The sequence below is a fragment of the Pseudomonas sp. PDM05 genome, from assembly GCF_014851685.1.
GTDB lineage: Bacteria > Pseudomonadota > Gammaproteobacteria > Pseudomonadales > Pseudomonadaceae > Aquipseudomonas.
In genome coordinates this window covers 15,972-33,556 of the sequence record NZ_JACVAC010000013.1, presented here as the reverse complement: position 1 = coordinate 33,556, position 17,585 = coordinate 15,972, and the positions used below count along the sequence as shown (strand labels likewise).

General features: G+C 63.4%; 15 protein-coding genes. 13 read left to right on the top strand and 2 right to left on the bottom strand.

Annotated elements, in window-relative coordinates:
* Positions 1 to 3 precede the first annotated feature (3 nt).
* Together IB241_RS22030 and IB241_RS22025 are read left to right on the top strand one after the other, a co-directional pair.
* On the top strand, positions 4 to 483 hold the full coding sequence (locus IB241_RS22030) for an isochorismatase family protein (RefSeq protein ID WP_192300314.1): 480 nt from the start codon (positions 4 to 6) through the stop codon (positions 481 to 483).
* Positions 480 to 1,040: a GNAT family N-acetyltransferase gene (locus tag IB241_RS22025; RefSeq protein WP_192300313.1), complete on the top strand. Its 561-nt coding sequence runs from the start codon at positions 480 to 482 to the stop codon at positions 1,038 to 1,040. Before IB241_RS22030 ends, IB241_RS22025 begins: the two co-directional genes overlap by 4 nt.
* Positions 1,041 to 1,239: 199 nt before the next feature.
* On the opposite strand, the gene IB241_RS22020 is transcribed toward IB241_RS22025, so the two are convergent.
* Positions 1,240 to 2,247 carry a GlxA family transcriptional regulator gene (locus IB241_RS22020; RefSeq protein WP_192300312.1) on the bottom strand — a complete coding sequence of 336 codons (1,008 nt, stop codon included), beginning with the start codon at positions 2,245 to 2,247 and terminating at the stop codon, positions 1,240 to 1,242.
* A 90-nt stretch (positions 2,248 to 2,337) separates the two neighbouring features.
* On the opposite strand from IB241_RS22020, the gene inhA reads away from it, so the two are divergent.
* Positions 2,338 to 3,018, top strand: coding sequence for an isonitrile hydratase (gene inhA, locus IB241_RS22015; protein WP_192300311.1), 681 nt, complete (start codon positions 2,338 to 2,340; stop codon positions 3,016 to 3,018).
* A gap of 165 nt (positions 3,019 to 3,183) precedes the next feature.
* On the opposite strand, the gene IB241_RS22010 is transcribed toward inhA, so the two are convergent.
* The gene (locus IB241_RS22010) at positions 3,184 to 3,813 is read right to left on the bottom strand and encodes a LysE family translocator (RefSeq protein ID WP_192300310.1); all 630 of its coding nucleotides are present in this window, start codon (positions 3,811 to 3,813) and stop codon (positions 3,184 to 3,186) included.
* Positions 3,814 to 3,973: 160 nt separating this feature from the next.
* Here IB241_RS22010 and IB241_RS22005 point away from each other — a divergent pair, with 160 nt between their 5' ends.
* The 10 genes from IB241_RS22005 to IB241_RS21960 all read left to right on the top strand — a co-directional run bounded on the left by IB241_RS22005 (position 3,974) and on the right by IB241_RS21960 (position 17,582).
* On the top strand, positions 3,974 to 4,489 hold the full coding sequence (locus IB241_RS22005; RefSeq protein WP_192300309.1) for a sigma-70 family RNA polymerase sigma factor: 516 nt from the start codon (positions 3,974 to 3,976) through the stop codon (positions 4,487 to 4,489).
* Entirely contained in the window at positions 4,476 to 5,426 is a 951-nt protein-coding gene (locus tag IB241_RS22000) for a FecR domain-containing protein (protein ID WP_192300308.1), read from the top strand. The genes IB241_RS22005 and IB241_RS22000 overlap by 14 nt, the downstream gene beginning before the upstream one ends.
* Positions 5,427 to 5,533: 107 nt before the next feature.
* Positions 5,534 to 8,020: a TonB-dependent siderophore receptor gene (locus tag IB241_RS21995; RefSeq protein WP_192300307.1), complete on the top strand. Its 2,487-nt coding sequence runs from the start codon at positions 5,534 to 5,536 to the stop codon at positions 8,018 to 8,020.
* Between the two features lie 429 nt (positions 8,021 to 8,449).
* A complete protein-coding gene (locus tag IB241_RS21990; RefSeq protein ID WP_192300306.1) occupies positions 8,450 to 9,889 on the top strand; it encodes an undecaprenyl-phosphate glucose phosphotransferase in 1,440 nt (479 codons plus the stop codon).
* The gene (locus tag IB241_RS21985; RefSeq protein WP_192300305.1) at positions 9,889 to 11,349 is read left to right on the top strand and encodes a mannose-1-phosphate guanylyltransferase/mannose-6-phosphate isomerase; all 1,461 of its coding nucleotides are present in this window, start codon (positions 9,889 to 9,891) and stop codon (positions 11,347 to 11,349) included. The genes IB241_RS21990 and IB241_RS21985 overlap by 1 nt, the downstream gene beginning before the upstream one ends.
* A gap of 1 nt (position 11,350) precedes the next feature.
* Positions 11,351 to 12,262 (top strand): glycosyltransferase family 2 protein, encoded by a 912-nt coding sequence (locus IB241_RS21980; RefSeq protein ID WP_192300304.1) that lies wholly within the window; start codon positions 11,351 to 11,353, stop codon positions 12,260 to 12,262.
* A 29-nt stretch (positions 12,263 to 12,291) separates the two neighbouring features.
* On the top strand, positions 12,292 to 13,068 hold the full coding sequence (locus IB241_RS21975; RefSeq protein WP_192300422.1) for a polysaccharide biosynthesis/export family protein: 777 nt from the start codon (positions 12,292 to 12,294) through the stop codon (positions 13,066 to 13,068).
* A 14-nt stretch (positions 13,069 to 13,082) separates the two neighbouring features.
* Positions 13,083 to 15,074, top strand: a complete 1,992-nt coding sequence (locus IB241_RS21970) for a GumC family protein (RefSeq protein WP_192300303.1) — start codon at positions 13,083 to 13,085, stop codon at positions 15,072 to 15,074.
* A complete protein-coding gene (locus tag IB241_RS21965) occupies positions 15,074 to 16,264 on the top strand; it encodes a glycosyltransferase (RefSeq protein ID WP_192300302.1) in 1,191 nt (396 codons plus the stop codon). The genes IB241_RS21970 and IB241_RS21965 overlap by 1 nt, the downstream gene beginning before the upstream one ends.
* Positions 16,254 to 17,582: a GH39 family glycosyl hydrolase gene (locus IB241_RS21960; protein ID WP_192300301.1), complete on the top strand. Its 1,329-nt coding sequence runs from the start codon at positions 16,254 to 16,256 to the stop codon at positions 17,580 to 17,582. Before IB241_RS21965 ends, IB241_RS21960 begins: the two co-directional genes overlap by 11 nt.
* Positions 17,583 to 17,585: the final 3 nt, after the last annotated feature.

The window sequence follows — 17,585 nt, the reverse complement described above, 5'->3', positions numbered from 1 at the left end:
CCCATGCGCCAGGTACTGCTGATCATCGACGTGCAACCCTGCTTCAACCCGCCGGCATGGCTTGTGGACGGCATCCATGCCCTGCTCGGCCGCCTGCCCAGCGTCGCCACCGTCGAGCGCCACGACGAAAGCATCACCCCCTTCACCCGCCAACTCGGCTGGCAACCGGCGCCGGATGACGACAGCCTGGTGGCGGCGGATCGCATCTTCGTCAAGCACGGTTATGCGCCCACGCCCGAGACGATTGCCTACCTCAAAAGCCTGGAACCGCAGCGTGTGTTGGTGTGTGGCATACAAACCGACACCTGCGTCCTGGCGGCGGGGTTTGCCCTGTTTGATGCAGGGTTGCAGCCGACGTTGATCAGCGATTTGACCGTGGGCTCGTCGCTGGATCGGTCAGGGCAGCTGGGGGTGGATTTGTGGCGGCATCACTTTGGCAAGGTGCTGGATCGGGAGCAGATTTTTGCGGCAACCGCGCCATGAGCCCTTTCCCTACCCTACACACCCAACGCCTGTGCCTGCGCGAGCTTGTAGCGAACGACGCACCGGCGCTGTTCGACATCCACAGCGATGCCGACAGCATGCGCTGGTTCGGCGCCGACGCGATGACCGAGCTTGCCCAGGCCCAAGCCCTGATCGAAACCTTCGGGCACTGGCGCACCCAGCCCAACCCCGGCACACGCTGGGGAATCGAATGGGAGGGTGAACTGATCGGCAGTTGTGGTCTGTTCAAGTGGAACCAGAAGTGGAACAGTTGCGCACTCGCCTGTGAGCTGGCGCCCGACGCGCGTGGCCAGGGATTGATGAGTGAAGCTATGCAGGCAATGCTCGACTGGGGCTTTGAACAGATGCAATTGCATCGAGTGGAAGCCTGGGTGCATCCGCAAAATACCGCGTCGCTCAAGCTGTTGGAGCGACTGGGTTTCAAAGCCGAAGGAACGTTGCGCGACGCGGGGTTCTGGAATGGCCAACGACACGATCTGGATGTATTGGGGTTGTTGAGCCATGAGTGGCTGAACAGGAAAACCACAGGTATTTAACCAACCCTACCTTACACATTGCGCCAGATATTCCAGGTGAGAATATGACCTCACGCCTCCTACAAGACATCAGCCCCCCTCGCCCGCCGTTGAGCTGGAGTGAGACATGGGAGACTCACGACCAAGGTTTGATCAAGTACCGGGAAGTTGGTCGAGAGCTCGCAATCAAACGACCTGATCTGGTGAGCCGTGCCAGTTGCTATGGGCGCTGTGCGGTGCAGACGACGGGGTGACTGCTGGAATTGCTCGGCGAAAACCGCTCGCGGTAGGCCTGGGGCGTCACCGACAAGACGCGCAGAAAACTGCGGCGCAAGGTTTCTTCACAGCCAAAACCACATTGCACGGCGATGCGTTTGATTGATGCCGTGCTCTCGGCCAACTGCCTGCGTGCGGTTTCGACGCGGATCAGTTCCACGGCGCGCGCCGGGGTCTGGCCGGTTTCGTTGCGGTAGTGGCGCACGAAGCTGCGTTCGCTCATGCCGGCCTGGGCGGCGAGGGTCGGAATGTTCAGGTCGAGGGTGAGGTTTTCCGCCATCCAGGCATGGAGTTCGGTGAAGCGGCTGTCGGCCTTTTGCAGGGACAGGGTCACACTGAATTGCGATTGCCCGCCCGGGCGCTTGAGGAACACCACCAGGTGGCGCGCCACTTCCAGGGCTACTTCGCTTCCCAGGTCTTCTTCCACCAGCGCCAGGCACAGGTCGATGCCGGCGGTGACGCCGGCGGAGGTCCACACCGCGCCCTGGCGGATGAAGATCGGGTTGGACTCCACCGTCAACGAAGGAAATTTGCGCGCCAGTTCTTCGCAACGCGTCCAGTGGGTGGCCACGCGGCAGCCATCGAGCATGCCGCTGGCGGCCAGCAAAAACGCGCCGGTGCACACCGAGGTCATGCGCCGCGTATGCCTGGCCTTTTCGCGCACCCAGTCCACTAGCGCCGGGTCTTCGGCGGCACCGTAGACGCCCCAGCCACCGGCGATCACCAGGGTGTCGCACGGCGCGTCGATGGCCGGCAACGGCTCGGCCACCAGCGCCAGGCCCGCGGAGGTCATCACCGGGTCCGCCTGCGCAGCGACTACCGAAACCGCGTAGGGCAACGGCAGACCGCGCTGGCGCGCCAGGTCATTGGTGGAAGCGAACACCTGCAACGGCCCGGTCACGTCGAGCACCTGGGCGTTGTCAAAAGCGAGGACATGGACGATTCGAGGCATGATTGGCGTGATCTGTGGGCTTAATGGCGTATCCGCCAAAGCCTAGGCCCCTAGAGTGGAGTCGTCCACCCCTTTCTCGGAGCGCTGTCCATGACCTTGCAAATCGGCTTTGTGTTGTTCCCCGGCATCCAGCAACTGGACCTGACCGGCCCCTATGACGTTCTCGGTTCGCTGCCGGACGTGAAGTTGCACCTGGTGTGGAAAGACCTCGCGCCGGTCACCTCCAGCACCGGTCTGGTGTTCACCCCGACCGTGACCTACGCCGATTGCCCAACGCTGGATGTGATCTGCGTGCCCGGCGGTTCCGGGGTGGGCGCGTTGATGGAAGACCCACAGACCCTGGACTTCCTCAGCACCCAGGCGCAGACCGCGCGCTACGTGACCTCGGTGTGTACCGGCGCGCTGGTGCTCGGGGCGGCGGGCCTGCTGCGCGGGCGCAAGGCCACCACCCACTGGGCCTACCACGACATGCTCGCCCCGCTCGGCGCGATCCCGGTGCAGGATCGTGTGGTGCGTGACGGCAACCTGCTGACGGGTGGCGGCATCACCGCCGGCATCGACTTTGCGCTGACATTGGCGGCGGAGTTGTACAGCGAAGCGGCGGCGCAACTGGTGCAGTTGCAGATCGAATACGCGCCGGCGCCGCCCTACCACTCAGGCAGCCCGGACACCGCGCCCAGGCATGTGCTGGAAGAAGCACACAAACGCACGGCGCAATCGCGCCGGGTGCGCGGCGAAATCGTCGCACGCGCCGCCGCACGACTCGGCTGACTCTCCCTTGCCCCCACCAACTTGTAGTGAGCGGGCTTGCCCCGCGCTGGGTGGCGAAGCCGCCCCAAAACCAGGCACATCGGTCTTCCTGAAACACCGAGTAGCCGGGGTTTAGGGCGGCTTCGCCACCCAGCGCGGGGCAAGCCCGCTCACTACAAGGGCGAGTCAGGTGGGGCGCGACATCACTGCCAGGCGCACGGCCAGCAGCGTGAGCACCGTCGCCAGTCCCCATTTCTGCAGCCAGGCGCTTTTCGAGCGTTTGGCAAAGAACCGGCTCAACACCCCGCCAAACGCCCCCAGCAAGCCGTGAAACACTGCGGCGATCAACGTCAACACGCCGCCCAGCAGCATCAACTGCACGGCAATCGAGCCTGCTTCGGGCCGGACGAACTGCGGCAAGAACACCACAAAAAACAGCAACGCCTTGGGATTGAGCAAACTATTGAACATCGCTTGCAGAAACACCCGTCCCAGGGGCACGCGGTTGGCCGGGGCCGCCTCCAGCTCCGGGCTTTTCTGCAAGGTCTTGAACACCAGCCACAGCAGGTACACCACCCCGGCATAGCGGATCAGGTCGAAGGACGGCGGCCAACTGGCTACCACCGCCGTCACCCCGGTGGCGGTCAACGCGGTCAGCAGCAGGTCGGCCACACCGATGCCCAGGGCCGAGGCCATGCCACCGCGCCAGCCGTGGGTCACGCCGTGGCTGATGACAAACGCCATGTTCGGCCCCGGCGATAACAGCAACAACAACACCGCACCGCAAAAAACCGCCAGGGTCGCCAGGTCGATCATGCTCAAGCCCTCCACCGGGAAAAGCCTGCAGACTAATCCGCCCACCGCATGCCGACAAAAAATTGTGCTGGATACATTGCCCAGCGGTGATTGCTCATTGCCATAGCCAACGTCTAGAATGCGAAACATTATCAATTAAGACTGTTGCGCCGGGATGCCCATGTCGAGCGATCACCCACTGGACCCTGCCGCCATCGGCCAGCTTTACCAGGCGCATCATTCCTGGCTGAACGGCTGGTTGAAGCGGCGCACCGGCTGCCGCGAGCATGCCGCCGACCTGGCGCAAGAAACCTTTGTGCGCCTGCTCAACGCGCGCAAGCAGCAAACCTTGCTGCAACCGCGTGCGTACCTGAGCAGCATCGCCCGCAGCCTGATGATCGACGGGTACCGCCGCCGCGAGCTGGAACGTGCCTACCTCGAAAGCCTCGCGCACTTCCCACAGGTCGAGGTGCCGTCGGAAGAAACCCGCCTGCTGATCCTCGACAGCCTGGAACGCATCGATCGCTTGCTTGATCAACTCAAACCCCGCGTACGCGAAGCCTTCCTGCTCGCGCAACTGGACGGCCTGACCTGCGCGCAGATCGCCCAACGCCTGGACGTATCCAAGGCCACCGTGGAACGCGACCTGTCCAAGGCGCTGCACGCCTGCTATCGGTTACGTTATGCCGAACGCTGACCAGCGCCTGGTAGACCAGGCCATCCAATGGATGATCACCCTGCGCTTCAACGTCGCCGACGACGCCAGCACCGCCGCGTTTGAACGCTGGCTGCACAGCAGCCCCGAACACCTGCGGGTGTGGCACCGGGTCGCGACAATGAATGACGACTTCAACCATCTGCCCGCCCAGGTCGGGCGCCGCACCCTCAGCGGTGCGCGGCAACGCATCAGCCGCCGCGAAAGCCTCAAGCTGCTGGGCCTGGTGGCCGGTGCGGCCGGCTTGAGCTGGTTCGGTCGCGACTACACACCACTGCCAGCGATGATGGCCGACTACCGCACCGCCACCGGCGAGCGGCGCTGGGTCGCGCTGAGCGATGGCAGCAAGCTGCAACTCAACAGCGCCACGGCGATTGATGCGACGTTCACCCCAGAGCGACGCAAGGTCCAACTGCGCCAGGGCGAGATACTGGTGAATCCCAGTGTCGATACCCGCCCCTTCTGGGTGCTGACCCGCCACGGCGACTTGCGCGTCGAAGGCTCGCGCTTGCTGGTTCGCGAAGAGGCCCAAGGCACCTCTCTTGCGGTGCAACAGGGCACGGTGGCGATATTTGCCGACCGCCATGACCCCAGCGCCCGGCAGGTGATCCAGCCCGGCGCGTCGGTGTTGATCGACCGCACAGGCATCCGCACGCCCATCGCCAACGGCCTCGACCCGTGGGCCTGGAGCGACGGCGTGATCAGCGCCCACAACATGCGCCTCGACGCCTTCCTCAGCGAGCTGGCCCGCTACCGCCACGGGCTGCTGCGTTGCAGCGAAGCGGTGGCCGGACTGCGGGTGTCAGGGACTTATCAGTTGAGCGATACCGATCAAGTGCTGGCGCTGGTCGCGCAATCACTCAACGTCGATGTCACCTACCGCAGCCGCTATTGGGTGACGGTAACGCCCCGGGTTTAATCGTCCGAAAAAATAAATGAGGTGAATTCCCATTGCCGCTCGACCTGTAAGGAAAGGCCGATCAACAGGCCAGTACTTTTCACTTCCTTCAGGAGCATCCCGCGGTCATGCAAGCGTTCCCCTCCCCCCGTTCCCCTCTCAAGCGCGCAGTGCAGGCCGCCTTGCTCGGCGTCTGCCTGAGCGGCGGCGCCCTGCCCCTGGCCGTGCTGGCCGATACGCCGGCCAGTGACAGCCAGGCCCAGGACTGGAACATCGCCGCCGGCCCCCTGGCCCACGCCCTTGACCAGTTCGCCCGCCAGGGCGGTATCAGCCTGTCGTATGACGCGACAGGCGTCGCCGGCAAGACCAGCCCGGGCCTGAGTGGCCGTTTCGACCGCGAGCAGGCGCTCGGCCAATTGCTCAGTGGCCAGGGCCTGCAAGCCCAGCGCCAGGGCAACAGCACCTGGCTGCTACTGCCGCAAGTGGCCGACAGCGGCGCGCTGAACCTGGGTGCAACCACGATCACGGGCGATCGCCTGGGCGCCACCACCGAGGGCACCGGTTCCTACACCACCGGCGCGGTGACCATCGGTAAAGGCCAACACAGCCTGCGGGAAACACCACAGTCGGTCAGCGTGATGACCCGCCAACTGATGGACGACCAGAACGTCACCACCATCGACGACGTAATGGAACGCACACCCGGCATCACCAGCTACGAATCGCCCATGGGCGGCAAGTATTTCTATTCCCGTGGTTTCAAGATGCTCGGCCAGTACCAGTACGACGGCGTACCGCTGGACATGGGCAAGGACTACGCCCAGGCCGACAGTTTCAGCGCCAACATGGCGATTTATGACCGCGTGGAAGTGCTCAAAGGTGCCGCCGGCATGCTCAAGGGCGCCGGCACCGCCAGCGGCGCGGTGAACTTCGTACGCAAGCGGCCCCAGGCCAAGCCCACTACCAGCCTGTCGCTGTCCGCCGGCACGTGGGACAACTATCGCGCCGACGTCGACGCCGGTGGCCCGCTCAATGACAGCGGCACCGTGCGTGGCCGTGCAGCGATCAGCCAGCAGGATCGCGGTTCCTACATGGACATTGCCAAGCGCAAGGACCAGGCGTTCTACGGCGCACTCGACGTTGACCTCAGCCCCGACACCACCCTGGGCATCGGCGCCAGCTACGAAGATGTCGACGCCACGCCATGCTGGGGCGGCCTGCCGCGCTACGCCGACGGCAAGAGCGCCAACCTCAGCCGTTCGACGTGCCTGGGCCAATCCTGGAACGACTGGCAAAGCCGGCGCGCCACGTACTTTGTCGACCTCACCCACGCGCTCAACGATGACTGGAAACTCAAGGTCGCGGCCGTGCACAGTCGCAACCTGCAAGACACCAAGTACGCTGCCAGCGAAGGCACCATCAACTACGGCGACCCAGCGCCCACTGCCCTCTCCTACGCCGCGCTGATGGACTACGATCACCGCGACTACGGCCTCGACGCCTACCTGGACGGCAAGTTCGAAGCCTTCGGGCTGGAACACGAACTGATCCTCGGCGCCAACGGCAGCCGTGGCACCCAGGACGATGTGTACGCGATCCAGAACCTGCCCACGCGCCAGGGCATCTACACGCCCAACCACCACTTGCCGGAGCCGGCCGACAACACCTTCTGGCCGAACATGTACCGCGGCAGCACGATCAAGGAAACTGCCACCCAATACGGCGCCTACGCGACCTTGCGCCTGCGCCTGGCCGAACCGTTGATGTTCATTGCCGGTAGCCGCGTGAGCTGGTACGACAACCGTCGCCAGTCCTACAGCCTGGGCTGGGGCGAGTGGTCGCTGCAGGATGCGCGCTCCAGGGAAACCGGCGAAGTCACGCCGTTCGCCGCGCTGATCTATGACCTCAACGAGCACCTGTCGGTGTACGCCAGCTACGCAGACATCTTCCAGCCGCAAAGCGCCTATGCCACCGCCGATGGCGCCGCGCTCAAGCCGAAGATCGGCGATAACTATGAGCTGGGCATCAAGGGCGAATGGTTCGACGGCCGCCTCAACAGTTCCCTGGCACTGTTCCGCGCCATCGAGAAAAACGGCGCCGAAACCGATTACGCCAGCTTCTGTGCAACCTCTGCCGATGGCCTTTGCTACACCGACACCGCCAGGGTGCGTGCCCAGGGCGTGGAGGCCGAAGTCAGCGGTGAATTGCTCGAGCGCTTGCAGGTATCTGGCGGTTACACCTACACCCAGACCAAGTCCCTGAAAAACATCGACAGCGCTCTCGAAGGCGGCTCATCCAACACCTACGTGCCCAGGCATATGCTGCGGGTCTGGGGCGACTACCAGCTCGACGGCGCGCTGTCGAAATGGAGCGTGGGCAGCGGCGTCAATGCCCAGAGCAGCAACTACCGCATGCAGACCATCAAGCTGGAACAGGCCGGTTACGCGACCTGGGACGCCCGCGTGGCGTACCGCATCGACGACACCTGGACCGTGGCACTCAACGGCAAGAACCTATTTGATAAAACTTATTACAACACCGTCGGTACCGCGTCCTGGGGCAACTTCTACGGTGAACCACGTAATTTCACCGTTAGTTTGAAAGGTAACTTCTGATTCCGCGAAAGTCCCGGTGGCAGGGCACTTAACGTGCCCTGCCCCTGCCTTGCCCCCCCCTTTCCCACGTCTATTCGAAAAAGGTTTTACCGGCTGGCAGGAAAATTCCTGCATTTGTTCCTACACTCAAAATCACACACCCAAACCGAGTGCACGGACAAGGACTGTCAACAAAATGCCGCTAAAAAAACCATTAAGACCGCCTAAAAAGCCAACCCGCACCATCGTCAATTCGTTGACAAGGCTTACCAAGGAAACACTCCTTTAATTACGACCCTGCAAGTTCCATTCAAACGGATAGTGCTGTTTGAATTGAACAGTTGCGTATTACCCAGAGTAGCCGTCGTTCGACTTGGCTCTATAAGCAGCATGCTGCCTTATTGATCCAACAACCGAGCAGAAAGTCTGGAGTGCAATGAGGGATGTTTTATGCGAGAGAAGTCGCGCGTCGACAGTTTGTTTTTAACACGTGCAGGTTTTGTTGAATTTTTTGTTGTTTTCGTCAAATTCATCCATGGCTTGAGTGCCATCCTTCCGCCGTTGGTCCTGGTGCTGTTCCTCGACCCGATGGACCCCCAATTGCGCCCACACTTCATCGGCCTGCTGGTATTTTTCGCGGTCCTGACGATCATCCTGTTCCAGGCCCTGGGCATCTATTCCGAAGAATTGTTCAGCAACCGCCTGCGCCTGAAAACCAAGATCAAAGCCTGGTCGGCCGCGTTCTGCATCCTGCTGTTCATGTACCAGATCCTGCAGATGTTCCCCCAGTTGACCCCGCGCAATCTGCTGGCGTGGTACATCATCAGCCTGGGCCTGTTCTGCCTGGAACGCCTGATGATGCTGCGCCTGTATCGCAACCTGATGCGCAAGGGCAAATACCTGCAACGCACGGTGATCCTGGGCTTTACCGACACTGCCGTGCACGTCGCCGACCACCTGCAACGCAACGGCGACATCCGATCTGGCTTGATCGGTTTTATCGACGACCGCACCGAGCGCATCCCCAAGGAGCTGAGCAACCTGCCTTTGCTGGGCAACACCCGTGACCTGGAAAACCTGATCCGTGCCGAGCAGGTCAACCAAGTCATGATCTGCCTGCCGTGGGCCGCCGAGCAGCGTATCCACGGGCTGGTCAACCGCTTGCGGCAGATGTCGGTGAACGTGATGCTGGTGCCGGACATGGCCGCCCTGCGCTACGGGCACAGCAAGATTACCGACGTGGGCGGCATCCTGATGTTCAACACCTCGCAGTTGCCACTGCGCGGCTGGTCGCCTGTCATCAAGCGCCTGGAAGACCTGCTGCTGGCCAGCCTGGCGCTGGTGTGCCTGTCGCCGGTGATGGTCGCGACGGCGATTGCAATCAAGCTCGACTCCAAGGGCCCGGTGCTGTTCCGCCAGAACCGCTATGGCTACAACGACAACGAGATCCGCGTGTTCAAGTTTCGCTCGATGTTCACCGACCAGAGCGACTTCACCGCCGAACGCCAGACCACCCGCGAAGACCCGCGCATCACGCGCGTCGGCCGGATCATCCGCAAGACCAGCATCGACGAGCTGCCGCAGCTGTTCAACGTGCTGCTGGGCAACATGTCGATGGTCGGCCCGCGTCCCCACGCCACCGCCACCAAAGCCGCCGGGGTGCCGTTCGAAGTGGCGGTGAGCGAATACAGTTCACGCCACCGGGTCAAGCCGGGGATCACCGGCTGGGCGCAGATCAACGGCTACCGGGGTGAAACCGATACCCTCTTCAAGATCCAGAAACGTGTCGAATATGACCTGGAGTACATCTCCAAATGGTCGGTGTGGTTTGACCTGTACATCGTCTTCATGACGGTCCCGGCCGTTCTTTCCACCAAGGAAGTCTATTGATGAATGCCCTCAACGGATTAATCCCCTGCATCATTTCCGGTGGTTCGGGTACGCGGCTGTGGCCAGTGTCGCGGCAGAACATGCCCAAGCCCTTCATGCGCATGCGTGACGGCCAGAGCCTGTTGCAAAAGACCTTCCAGCGCGCCGCCAAACTGCCCGGCGTGGAAAGCGTATTGACGGTGACCAACCGCGACCTGCTGTTTCGCACCCTCGACGACTACCGTGGGGTGAACAAGGCCCACCTGCCCCTGGACCTGTTGCTTGAGCCGTTCGGGCGCAATACGGCTGCGGCCATCGCGGTGGCGGCGCTGCATGTGCAGGAGCATTTTGGCGATGCCGCGCAGTTGCTGGTAATGCCCGCCGACCACTTGATCCTCAACGAAGTGGCGTTTGCCGCTGCCGTGACCCAGGCCCGCGACCTGGCCGAAGCCGGCTACCTGGTGACCTTCGGCATCCAGCCCGACCACCCGGAAACCGGCTTCGGCTACATCGAACAAGGCGACGCGCTGGACACCGGCTTCCGGGTCAAGCGCTTCGTCGAAAAGCCCGACCTGGCCACCGCCCAAGGCTACCTCGACGGCGGCAAGCACCTGTGGAACGCCGGCATGTTCTGCTTCAAGGCCAGCACCCTGGTGGACGAACTCAGCACCCACGCGCCGGACGTGCTCAGCGCCGCCAGCGCTGCACTGGAACACAGCCAGAGCCTGCAAAACAAAACTTCGCGCCAACGCGAACTGGAGGCACAGGCATTCGGCAGCGCGCCGGACATTTCCATCGACGTGGCCCTGATGGAGAAATCCCGCAAAGTCGCGGTGGTGCCCTGCGACATCGGCTGGAGCGACATCGGCTCGTGGGAAGCCCTGCGCCAGCTCACCCCCAGCGATGCCCATGGCAACCAGGTCAATGGCGAAGCGATCTTGCACGACGTGCATAACTGCTACATCGACTCGCCCAAGCGCGTGCTCGGCGCGGTCGGCGTGCGTGACCTGATCATCGTCGACACCCCCGATGCGTTGCTGATCGCCGACGCCCACCGCAGCCAGGACGTGCGCTACATCGTCGCCGAGCTCAAGCGCCAGAACCATCCGGCATACAGCCTGCACCGCACCGTCACCCGGCCGTGGGGCACCTACACCGTGCTGGAGGAAAGCAGCCGCTTCAAGATCAAGCGCATCGTGGTCAAGCCCCAGGCGTCGCTGTCGTTGCAGATGCACCACCACCGCAGCGAACACTGGGTGGTGGTCAGCGGCGCGGCGCAGATCACCAATGGCGAGCGTGAATTCCTGATCAACGCCAACGAGTCCACCTACATCCCTGCCGGGCACAAACACCGACTGACCAACCCCGGCATCATCGACCTGGTGATGATCGAGGTGCAGAGCGGCGAGTACCTGGGCGAGGACGACATCGTGCGCTTCGACGACATCTACGGGCGCGCACCGGCCGAGGTGAAAAAATGATATGCGCACGGCACTGATCATCCCGACCCGCAACGCCTCCAGCCACCTGACGCGGCTGCTGCCGGCGCTGGCCATGCAAACCCTGCAACCAGACGAGATGCTGGTGGTGGACAGCGCCTCCAGCGATGACACCGTGGCACGCTTTCGCGCGTTCGGCGCACGGGTCGAAGTGATCGACGCCCGCGACTTCAACCACGGCGGCACGCGGCGCTGGGCCAGCGCGCAAGTGGACGGCGACGCCTTGATCGTGATGACCCAGGACGCCATCCCCGCCACCCCTGAAACCTTCGCCAACCTGCTCGACGAGCTGCAACAAGACCCGCTCAACGGCGTGGCCTACGGTCGCCAGTTGCCACACCCCGACGCCGGGGTGCTGGGCGCACAGTCACGGCACTTCAACTACCCCGCGCAGAGCCGCAGCAAAAGCCTGGCCGACGCGCCGGAGTTGGGGATCAAGACCTGCTTCAGCTCCGACTCGTTTTCCGTGTACCGGCGCAGTGCGCTGGAGGCGGTGGGTGGTTTTCCCAGGGACGTGATCGGCAGCGAAGATGCCTTCGTCGCCGCACGCATGCTGCTCGACGGCTACAAGGTGCGCTACGCCGCCACGGCGCTGGTGCATCACTCCCACGATTACAAACTCATGGATGAGTTTCATCGCTACTTCGACATTGGTGTGTTCTACGGCCGCGAGCCGTGGATCAAGCAAGCCTTTGGCGACGCCGGGGGCGAAGGCAAGCGCTACGTGCTCGCCGAGCTTGCCGCGTTGCGCAAGGCAGGCGCCTTGCACCGCGTCCCCGAAGTTCTGGTGCGCAGCGCCTTCAAGTTGCTCGGCTACCGCCTGGGCCACCTGGAACGCCGTCTGCCCCTCGCCCTCAAGCGGCGCATCAGCATGTTTCCCGGTTATTGGAGGTGAGCAGCATGACCCAGAGGAAGTCCCCCGTGATGAAACGAACCGTGCTCGCCCTGGCCATGCTGGCCCTGGCCGCCTGCAATACACCGGCACGCATCGTCGCGCCAGACAGCAAGGCGGTCGAGGACGGCAAACGCGCCCTCGAACAGCTTGCGCAACTACCGCCGGCGGTGGAGCGCATCCGCGTCGGCGATCAGTTGCGCATCGTCCGCGATGCCGGCGAGATGCCGACGCTGTCGGCGTTCAACGTCAGCACCATCTATGAGCTGACGCTGTACACGGTGCAGACCGACGGCAAGATCAACTACCCGTTCCTGGGGCCGATCCATGTCGCCGGGCGCCAGCCTTCGGAACTCGCCACCGAACTGACCGGCAAGCTCGCGCAGACCTACCGCGAGCCACGGGTGACGGTGAACATCAACCAGGCACCGGGCAACTCGGTGATCGTCGGCGGTGCGGTGAACAACCCGACGGCGGTGCAGATCGCCACGGCCAACACCCTCGAACAGGCCATCCTCGGCGCCGGCGGGGTCAGCCCGGCGGGCAATGCGAGCATGGTCGCGTTGCTGCGCGAAGACGCCCAGGGCGCCTATCGCGCGTACTTCCTGGACTTCAGCCAGTTGCTCAACACCGGCCCCAACGGGCGCAAACCCGTGCACCTGCAACGCGGTGATGTGGTGTTCGTGCCCAAATCCAACGTGGGCGAGCGCATCCAAGGGGTGGATACCTACATGAACCAACTGATCCCGTTCACCAAGTCGATCGGGGTTGGCTACAACTACACCCGAACCAGCGGCGGCAATAACTAAAGGAGCGACATCCCATGATCGAGATCCGTTCTTTTCGTGATCTTCTGCGCCTGTTCTTCATCTTCCGTCGCGAGTTCAAGCTGGCGGCGATTGCCGCGCTGGTGATCATCCTGCTCGGCGCGTTCCTGTTGCCGGCCAAGTACGAATCCACCGCGCGCCTGCTGGTCAAGCCGGGGCGCGATTCAACCTTGCCGATCGAGATCAGCAACCGTCAGGCGCTGGTGATGCCCAGCACCCAGCGCGACCCGATTGTCGACGAAGAGCGCCTGCTCACCGGGCGGCCCATCGTGCGCGCAGTCGCCGAGCACTACCTGGAAGTGATCGACAACGCGCCGCCGCCGGAAGGCTTCTTGAAAGTTACCAAGCACTACGTCAAGAAAGGCATCGGCGCAGTGTTCGACGGCATCCGCGTGGTGCTGGAAACCATCGGCATCATCGAAAAAACCACCCCGGTGGAACGCCTGGCCGCCAGCCTGGAAAAGAGCTTCGATGTCAGCCACGCCGCCGGCTCCACGGTGATGGACATCAGCTTTACCTGGGGTGATCCGCAGATCGCCCAGGCGGTGGTCAAGGACTGGGTCGAAACCTACATCAACGAACGCACCGAGGCCTTGGGCCGCAAGAGTCTCTACGTGTTCTACGAAGGCCAGGTGAGTAACAGCGCCAGCGAGATCAAGAGCTACAAGGAGCAGATCCTCAAGCACCTCAACGAAATCGGTGCGGCGAGCATCACCGACCGCCTTGAAGACTTGTCCGAGCGCATCAACGTATTGCGCGGCGAGACCTTCAACACCACGCGCTTGATCGCCTCTTCCGACAGCGCCATCGAGAGCACGCGCACCCAGCTCAAGAGCCAGCCCAAGGAAGTCACCACCGTTCGCCAGATCGCCCTGAACCCGCAGCAGCAGGACTTGCGTCGCCTGCTCAACCAGAAGCTGCTGGAGAAGGCCGACATGATGCGCACCTACACCGACAACGCGCCGCCGGTCAAAGCCCTGGACGCCTCGATCCAGGCGATGCGGGTCCAGGTCGCCAGCGAAAGCAACACGGTGCAAGCCTCGGAAAACCGCGCGCCGAACACCTTGGAAATCCACTTGCAGCGCGTGCTGCTGGATGAAACCAGCAACAACAAGGCACTGCGCACGCAACTGGTGCAACAGCAGAAGCAATTGCTGAACCTGGAGACGCAACGCACCCAAGCCCTGGAGGTTGAACCGGAGCTGGCGCGCCTGTCCCGCGAGCTGAACGCCACCGAGCGCAACTACGCGCTGTACGTGGACAACCTGGAAAAATCGCGCATCGACCGAGAGCTGGACAACAGCCAGATCAGCAACATCGCGGTGATCGAAGAAGCCACTCTGAACCCTGGGCGGATCTTCCCCAAAACCCTGGTGATGCTGGTGTTGGCGGTTCCGTTTGCCATCGTCGTCGGCCTGCTGGTGATCTACCTGTGCTACCTGCTTGACCAGCGTATCCACGATGGCGGCCTGGTGGAGCGCAAGTTCGGCCTGCGGCTGTGGACCACCTTGCCGGAGCTGGATACCAGCACTGTGCAAAGCACCAACGCATTCCACGCCAGCATCTACCGGCTGTACAGCCAGCTCAAGCCCGATCGCATCGCGCAGAACGGCCTGACCCTGGGGCTGACCTCGGCGCGGCACGGCGAAGGCGTGACCTTTGTGGTCGAGCAACTGCGCCATCTGCTGCTGGAAAACGGCGTGAACGTACGGGTCGGCGGCCTCGCCCCGGCGGAGCCTGGCGAAGTGGTGCTGCTGGATGCCTCGGGCCTGCTGGATAACCGCGACGCGTTTGTCACCCTGCGCCGCGCCGACCTCATCGCACTGGTGGTGGAAGCGCATAAAAGCACGGTGCCGGTGGTGGAGCACGCGTTGTCGATCCTCAACACCGCGTTCGGCAAGGTCGATGGCATCATCATCAACCGGCGTAAATTCGAAGTACCGGCCAAGGTCCTGCGAACCATCGCCAAGTACCGGGGGGCGTTCTGATGCGCATTGCCCTGCTGGCTCCTTTGCCGCCGGAAAAAAACGGCATCGCCGACTATGCGAACCATTTCAAGACGGCGCTGGAGCAGTTGGGCGTGACGGTGGCGACACCGTTGAGCGGCGCGCAGGGAAGTACCCAGGCGATCCAGCAGGCCATCGCCGCGTTCAATTGGCAGAGCGTCGACCTGGTCCACGCCGAATTGGGCGGCGGGCGGCTCGGCGAGTTCCTGGCCCTGCGCGAATTGCGCAAGGCTCACCCGACCCTAGCGCTGACCGCCACGGTGCATGACCCCGAGCGCATCGTCTGGCGGCGCGAGCGGCTGCCCTTCCCGCTGAACCTGCTGGAACGCCTGCCCAGCCCGTTGCCGCAAGCGGCGGTGGTGCTGGCCGACCCACTGACCTTGCGCGAAGAACGCCAAGTCGCCAGAGGCCTGACCCGACTGATCACCCTCACCCGCCTCGGCGCCGACTGCCTGACCCAGCGCATGCAATTGCCACCCGGCAAAGTCGCGGTGATCAACCACGCCAACCTGGCGATCCCAACCGCACCGCTGCCGGCGTTGGATACCTTGCACCTGTTGTACTTCGGCTTTATCTACCGCGGCAAAGGCATTGAAGACCTGCTGCAAGCCCTGGCCGACATGTTCAAGCAAGCCCCCGAATTACGCGGCCGCGTGCGCCTGACCCTGGCCGGTGGCACCGCCGCTGAGATGGCGTTCGGCGCAGGCGGCAATTACCTGGAGCAGTTGAACAGCCAGATCGCCGCACTGGGCCTCACCGACACCCTCGACTGGCGGCTGAACCTGCCGGCGGCCGAGATCGCGCAGACGATCCAGGCGCACCATGTGATGGTGTTGCCGTATCGCGAATCGAAAAAACTCGGCCTGCTCGGGCGCCAACGCGGCACCAGTGGCGCCCTGTCCTGGGCCGCCGCGTGCGGGCGCGGGGCGATCACCTCGGATGCGCGGGCGTTTGCCGAAGAGGTCGCCAGCGGCAACGGCGCGATCTATCCACAAGGTGACGTGGCGGCGCTCACCGCGCAATTGCTGCGCCTGGCACGCACGCCGTCGTTGGTCCGGGACTGGGCCGAACGTGCCGGGGAAATCGGCCGCGAACGCCTGTGGCCGCTGACCGCGCAGCGCTTCAAGCAGCTGTTTGAACAGGCGATTGCGGGGGCCCCGTATGGCACGTAGATACACCTACCTGGCGAGCCTTGCGCTGATCGCCGCCCTTGGCCTCGGCGCGTTTATGTGGGGGCGCCCAGCCGACGCCGAGAACCATGTGCTCAAGGGCAACAAGGAGGTGGTGTGGAAGGATTTCCTGGGGGTGAACGCGCAGTTCCTGTGGTTCAGCCCCGCGCGCTACCAGCTGCAGATCGACCGCCTCAAGGCCCTGGGCCTGCAATGGGTGCGCCTGGATTTGCACTGGGATCAACTGGAACCCGTGGAAAACCAGTACCAGATCGCGACCCTCGATCAGTTGGTCGGCAAGCTGCAAGACAACCAGCTCAAGTCGCTGTTCTACCTGGTCGGTTCGGCCCCTTTCGCCACCACTGCGCCCGCTGGCGCGCCGTATCAGGACCAGTACCCGCCGGCCGATCCGAACATGTTCGCCACACGCATGGCGCTGCTGTCCCAGCGCTACCCCAGCGTTGATGCCTGGCAGGTGTGGAACGAGCCCAACCTGCTCGGCTTCTGGCGTCCGGCGGCCGACCCGGCGGGTTATGCCAGCCTGTTGACCGCCACGGCGAGCGCCTTGCGCGGGGTGAATCCGGCGAAACCCGTGGTGGCCGCCGGCATGGCGTTTTTCAGCGAAATGCCCAACGGCCAGACCATGTTCAACGCCCTCGGCGCCCTCGGCGTGGCCAGCCTGAACACGGTGGTGTCCTATCACCCCTACACCCAGTTGCCCGAAGGCAACGACCCGTCCAACCTGGATTTGATTGCCAAGACCAGCGCGCTCAACCAGGCCCTGCGCAACGGCGGCGTGCAGTCGCTGTGGAGCACCGAGTGGGGCTGGTCGACCTACCCGGGGCCGAAAGACGCGCAAGACCTGATCACCCCGCAACAACAGGCCGATTACGTGGTGCGGCGCGTGGCGCTGATGAGCGCGATGGATTTCGACAGGATCTTCCTGTTCACCCTCAGCGACCTGGACCAACGCGCCAGCGTGCGCGACAGGTTCTACGGCTTGCTCGACATCAACGCCAACCCCAAGCCGGTCTACACCGCGCTGAAGTATTTCCTGGATGTCAGCGGCCCCAGCCTGAGCCCGGCCGACCCACCGGCCGCCGACCAATTGCCCGACGGCCTGTTCAGCATCGGCTGGACCCGCGCCGACGGCCACAAGCTATGGTTCTTCTGGGCGGCCGAGGGCGGCAACGCACACTTGCCCGGGCTGACCCGTGCGACCCTGTACGACCCGCTACGCGGCACGCAAACCCCGGTAAGCGGCACCAACGGCCTGACCGTGACGGTCAAGCCGAACCTGCAAATTCTGTTATGGGATTAAGTG

Bases quoted from the DNA above. Each gene is read 5' to 3' on its own strand.
- IB241_RS22030 (WP_192300314.1), top strand. From the start codon at position 4: ATGCGCCAGGTACTGCTGATCATCGACGTGCAACCCTGCTTCAACCCG.
- IB241_RS22025 (WP_192300313.1), top strand. From the start codon at position 480: ATGAGCCCTTTCCCTACCCTACACACCCAACGCCTGTGCCTGCGCGAG.
- IB241_RS22020 (WP_192300312.1), bottom strand. From the start codon at position 2,247: ATGCCTCGAATCGTCCATGTCCTCGCTTTTGACAACGCCCAGGTGCTC.
- inhA (WP_192300311.1), top strand. From the start codon at position 2,338: ATGACCTTGCAAATCGGCTTTGTGTTGTTCCCCGGCATCCAGCAACTG.
- IB241_RS22010 (WP_192300310.1), bottom strand. From the start codon at position 3,813: ATGATCGACCTGGCGACCCTGGCGGTTTTTTGCGGTGCGGTGTTGTTG.
- IB241_RS22005 (WP_192300309.1), top strand. From the start codon at position 3,974: ATGTCGAGCGATCACCCACTGGACCCTGCCGCCATCGGCCAGCTTTAC.
- IB241_RS22000 (WP_192300308.1), top strand. From the start codon at position 4,476: ATGCCGAACGCTGACCAGCGCCTGGTAGACCAGGCCATCCAATGGATG.
- IB241_RS21995 (WP_192300307.1), top strand. From the start codon at position 5,534: ATGCAAGCGTTCCCCTCCCCCCGTTCCCCTCTCAAGCGCGCAGTGCAG.
- IB241_RS21990 (WP_192300306.1), top strand. From the start codon at position 8,450: ATGCGAGAGAAGTCGCGCGTCGACAGTTTGTTTTTAACACGTGCAGGT.
- IB241_RS21985 (WP_192300305.1), top strand. From the start codon at position 9,889: ATGAATGCCCTCAACGGATTAATCCCCTGCATCATTTCCGGTGGTTCG.
- IB241_RS21980 (WP_192300304.1), top strand. From the start codon at position 11,351: ATGCGCACGGCACTGATCATCCCGACCCGCAACGCCTCCAGCCACCTG.
- IB241_RS21975 (WP_192300422.1), top strand. From the start codon at position 12,292: ATGAAACGAACCGTGCTCGCCCTGGCCATGCTGGCCCTGGCCGCCTGC.
- IB241_RS21970 (WP_192300303.1), top strand. From the start codon at position 13,083: ATGATCGAGATCCGTTCTTTTCGTGATCTTCTGCGCCTGTTCTTCATC.
- IB241_RS21965 (WP_192300302.1), top strand. From the start codon at position 15,074: ATGCGCATTGCCCTGCTGGCTCCTTTGCCGCCGGAAAAAAACGGCATC.
- IB241_RS21960 (WP_192300301.1), top strand. From the start codon at position 16,254: ATGGCACGTAGATACACCTACCTGGCGAGCCTTGCGCTGATCGCCGCC.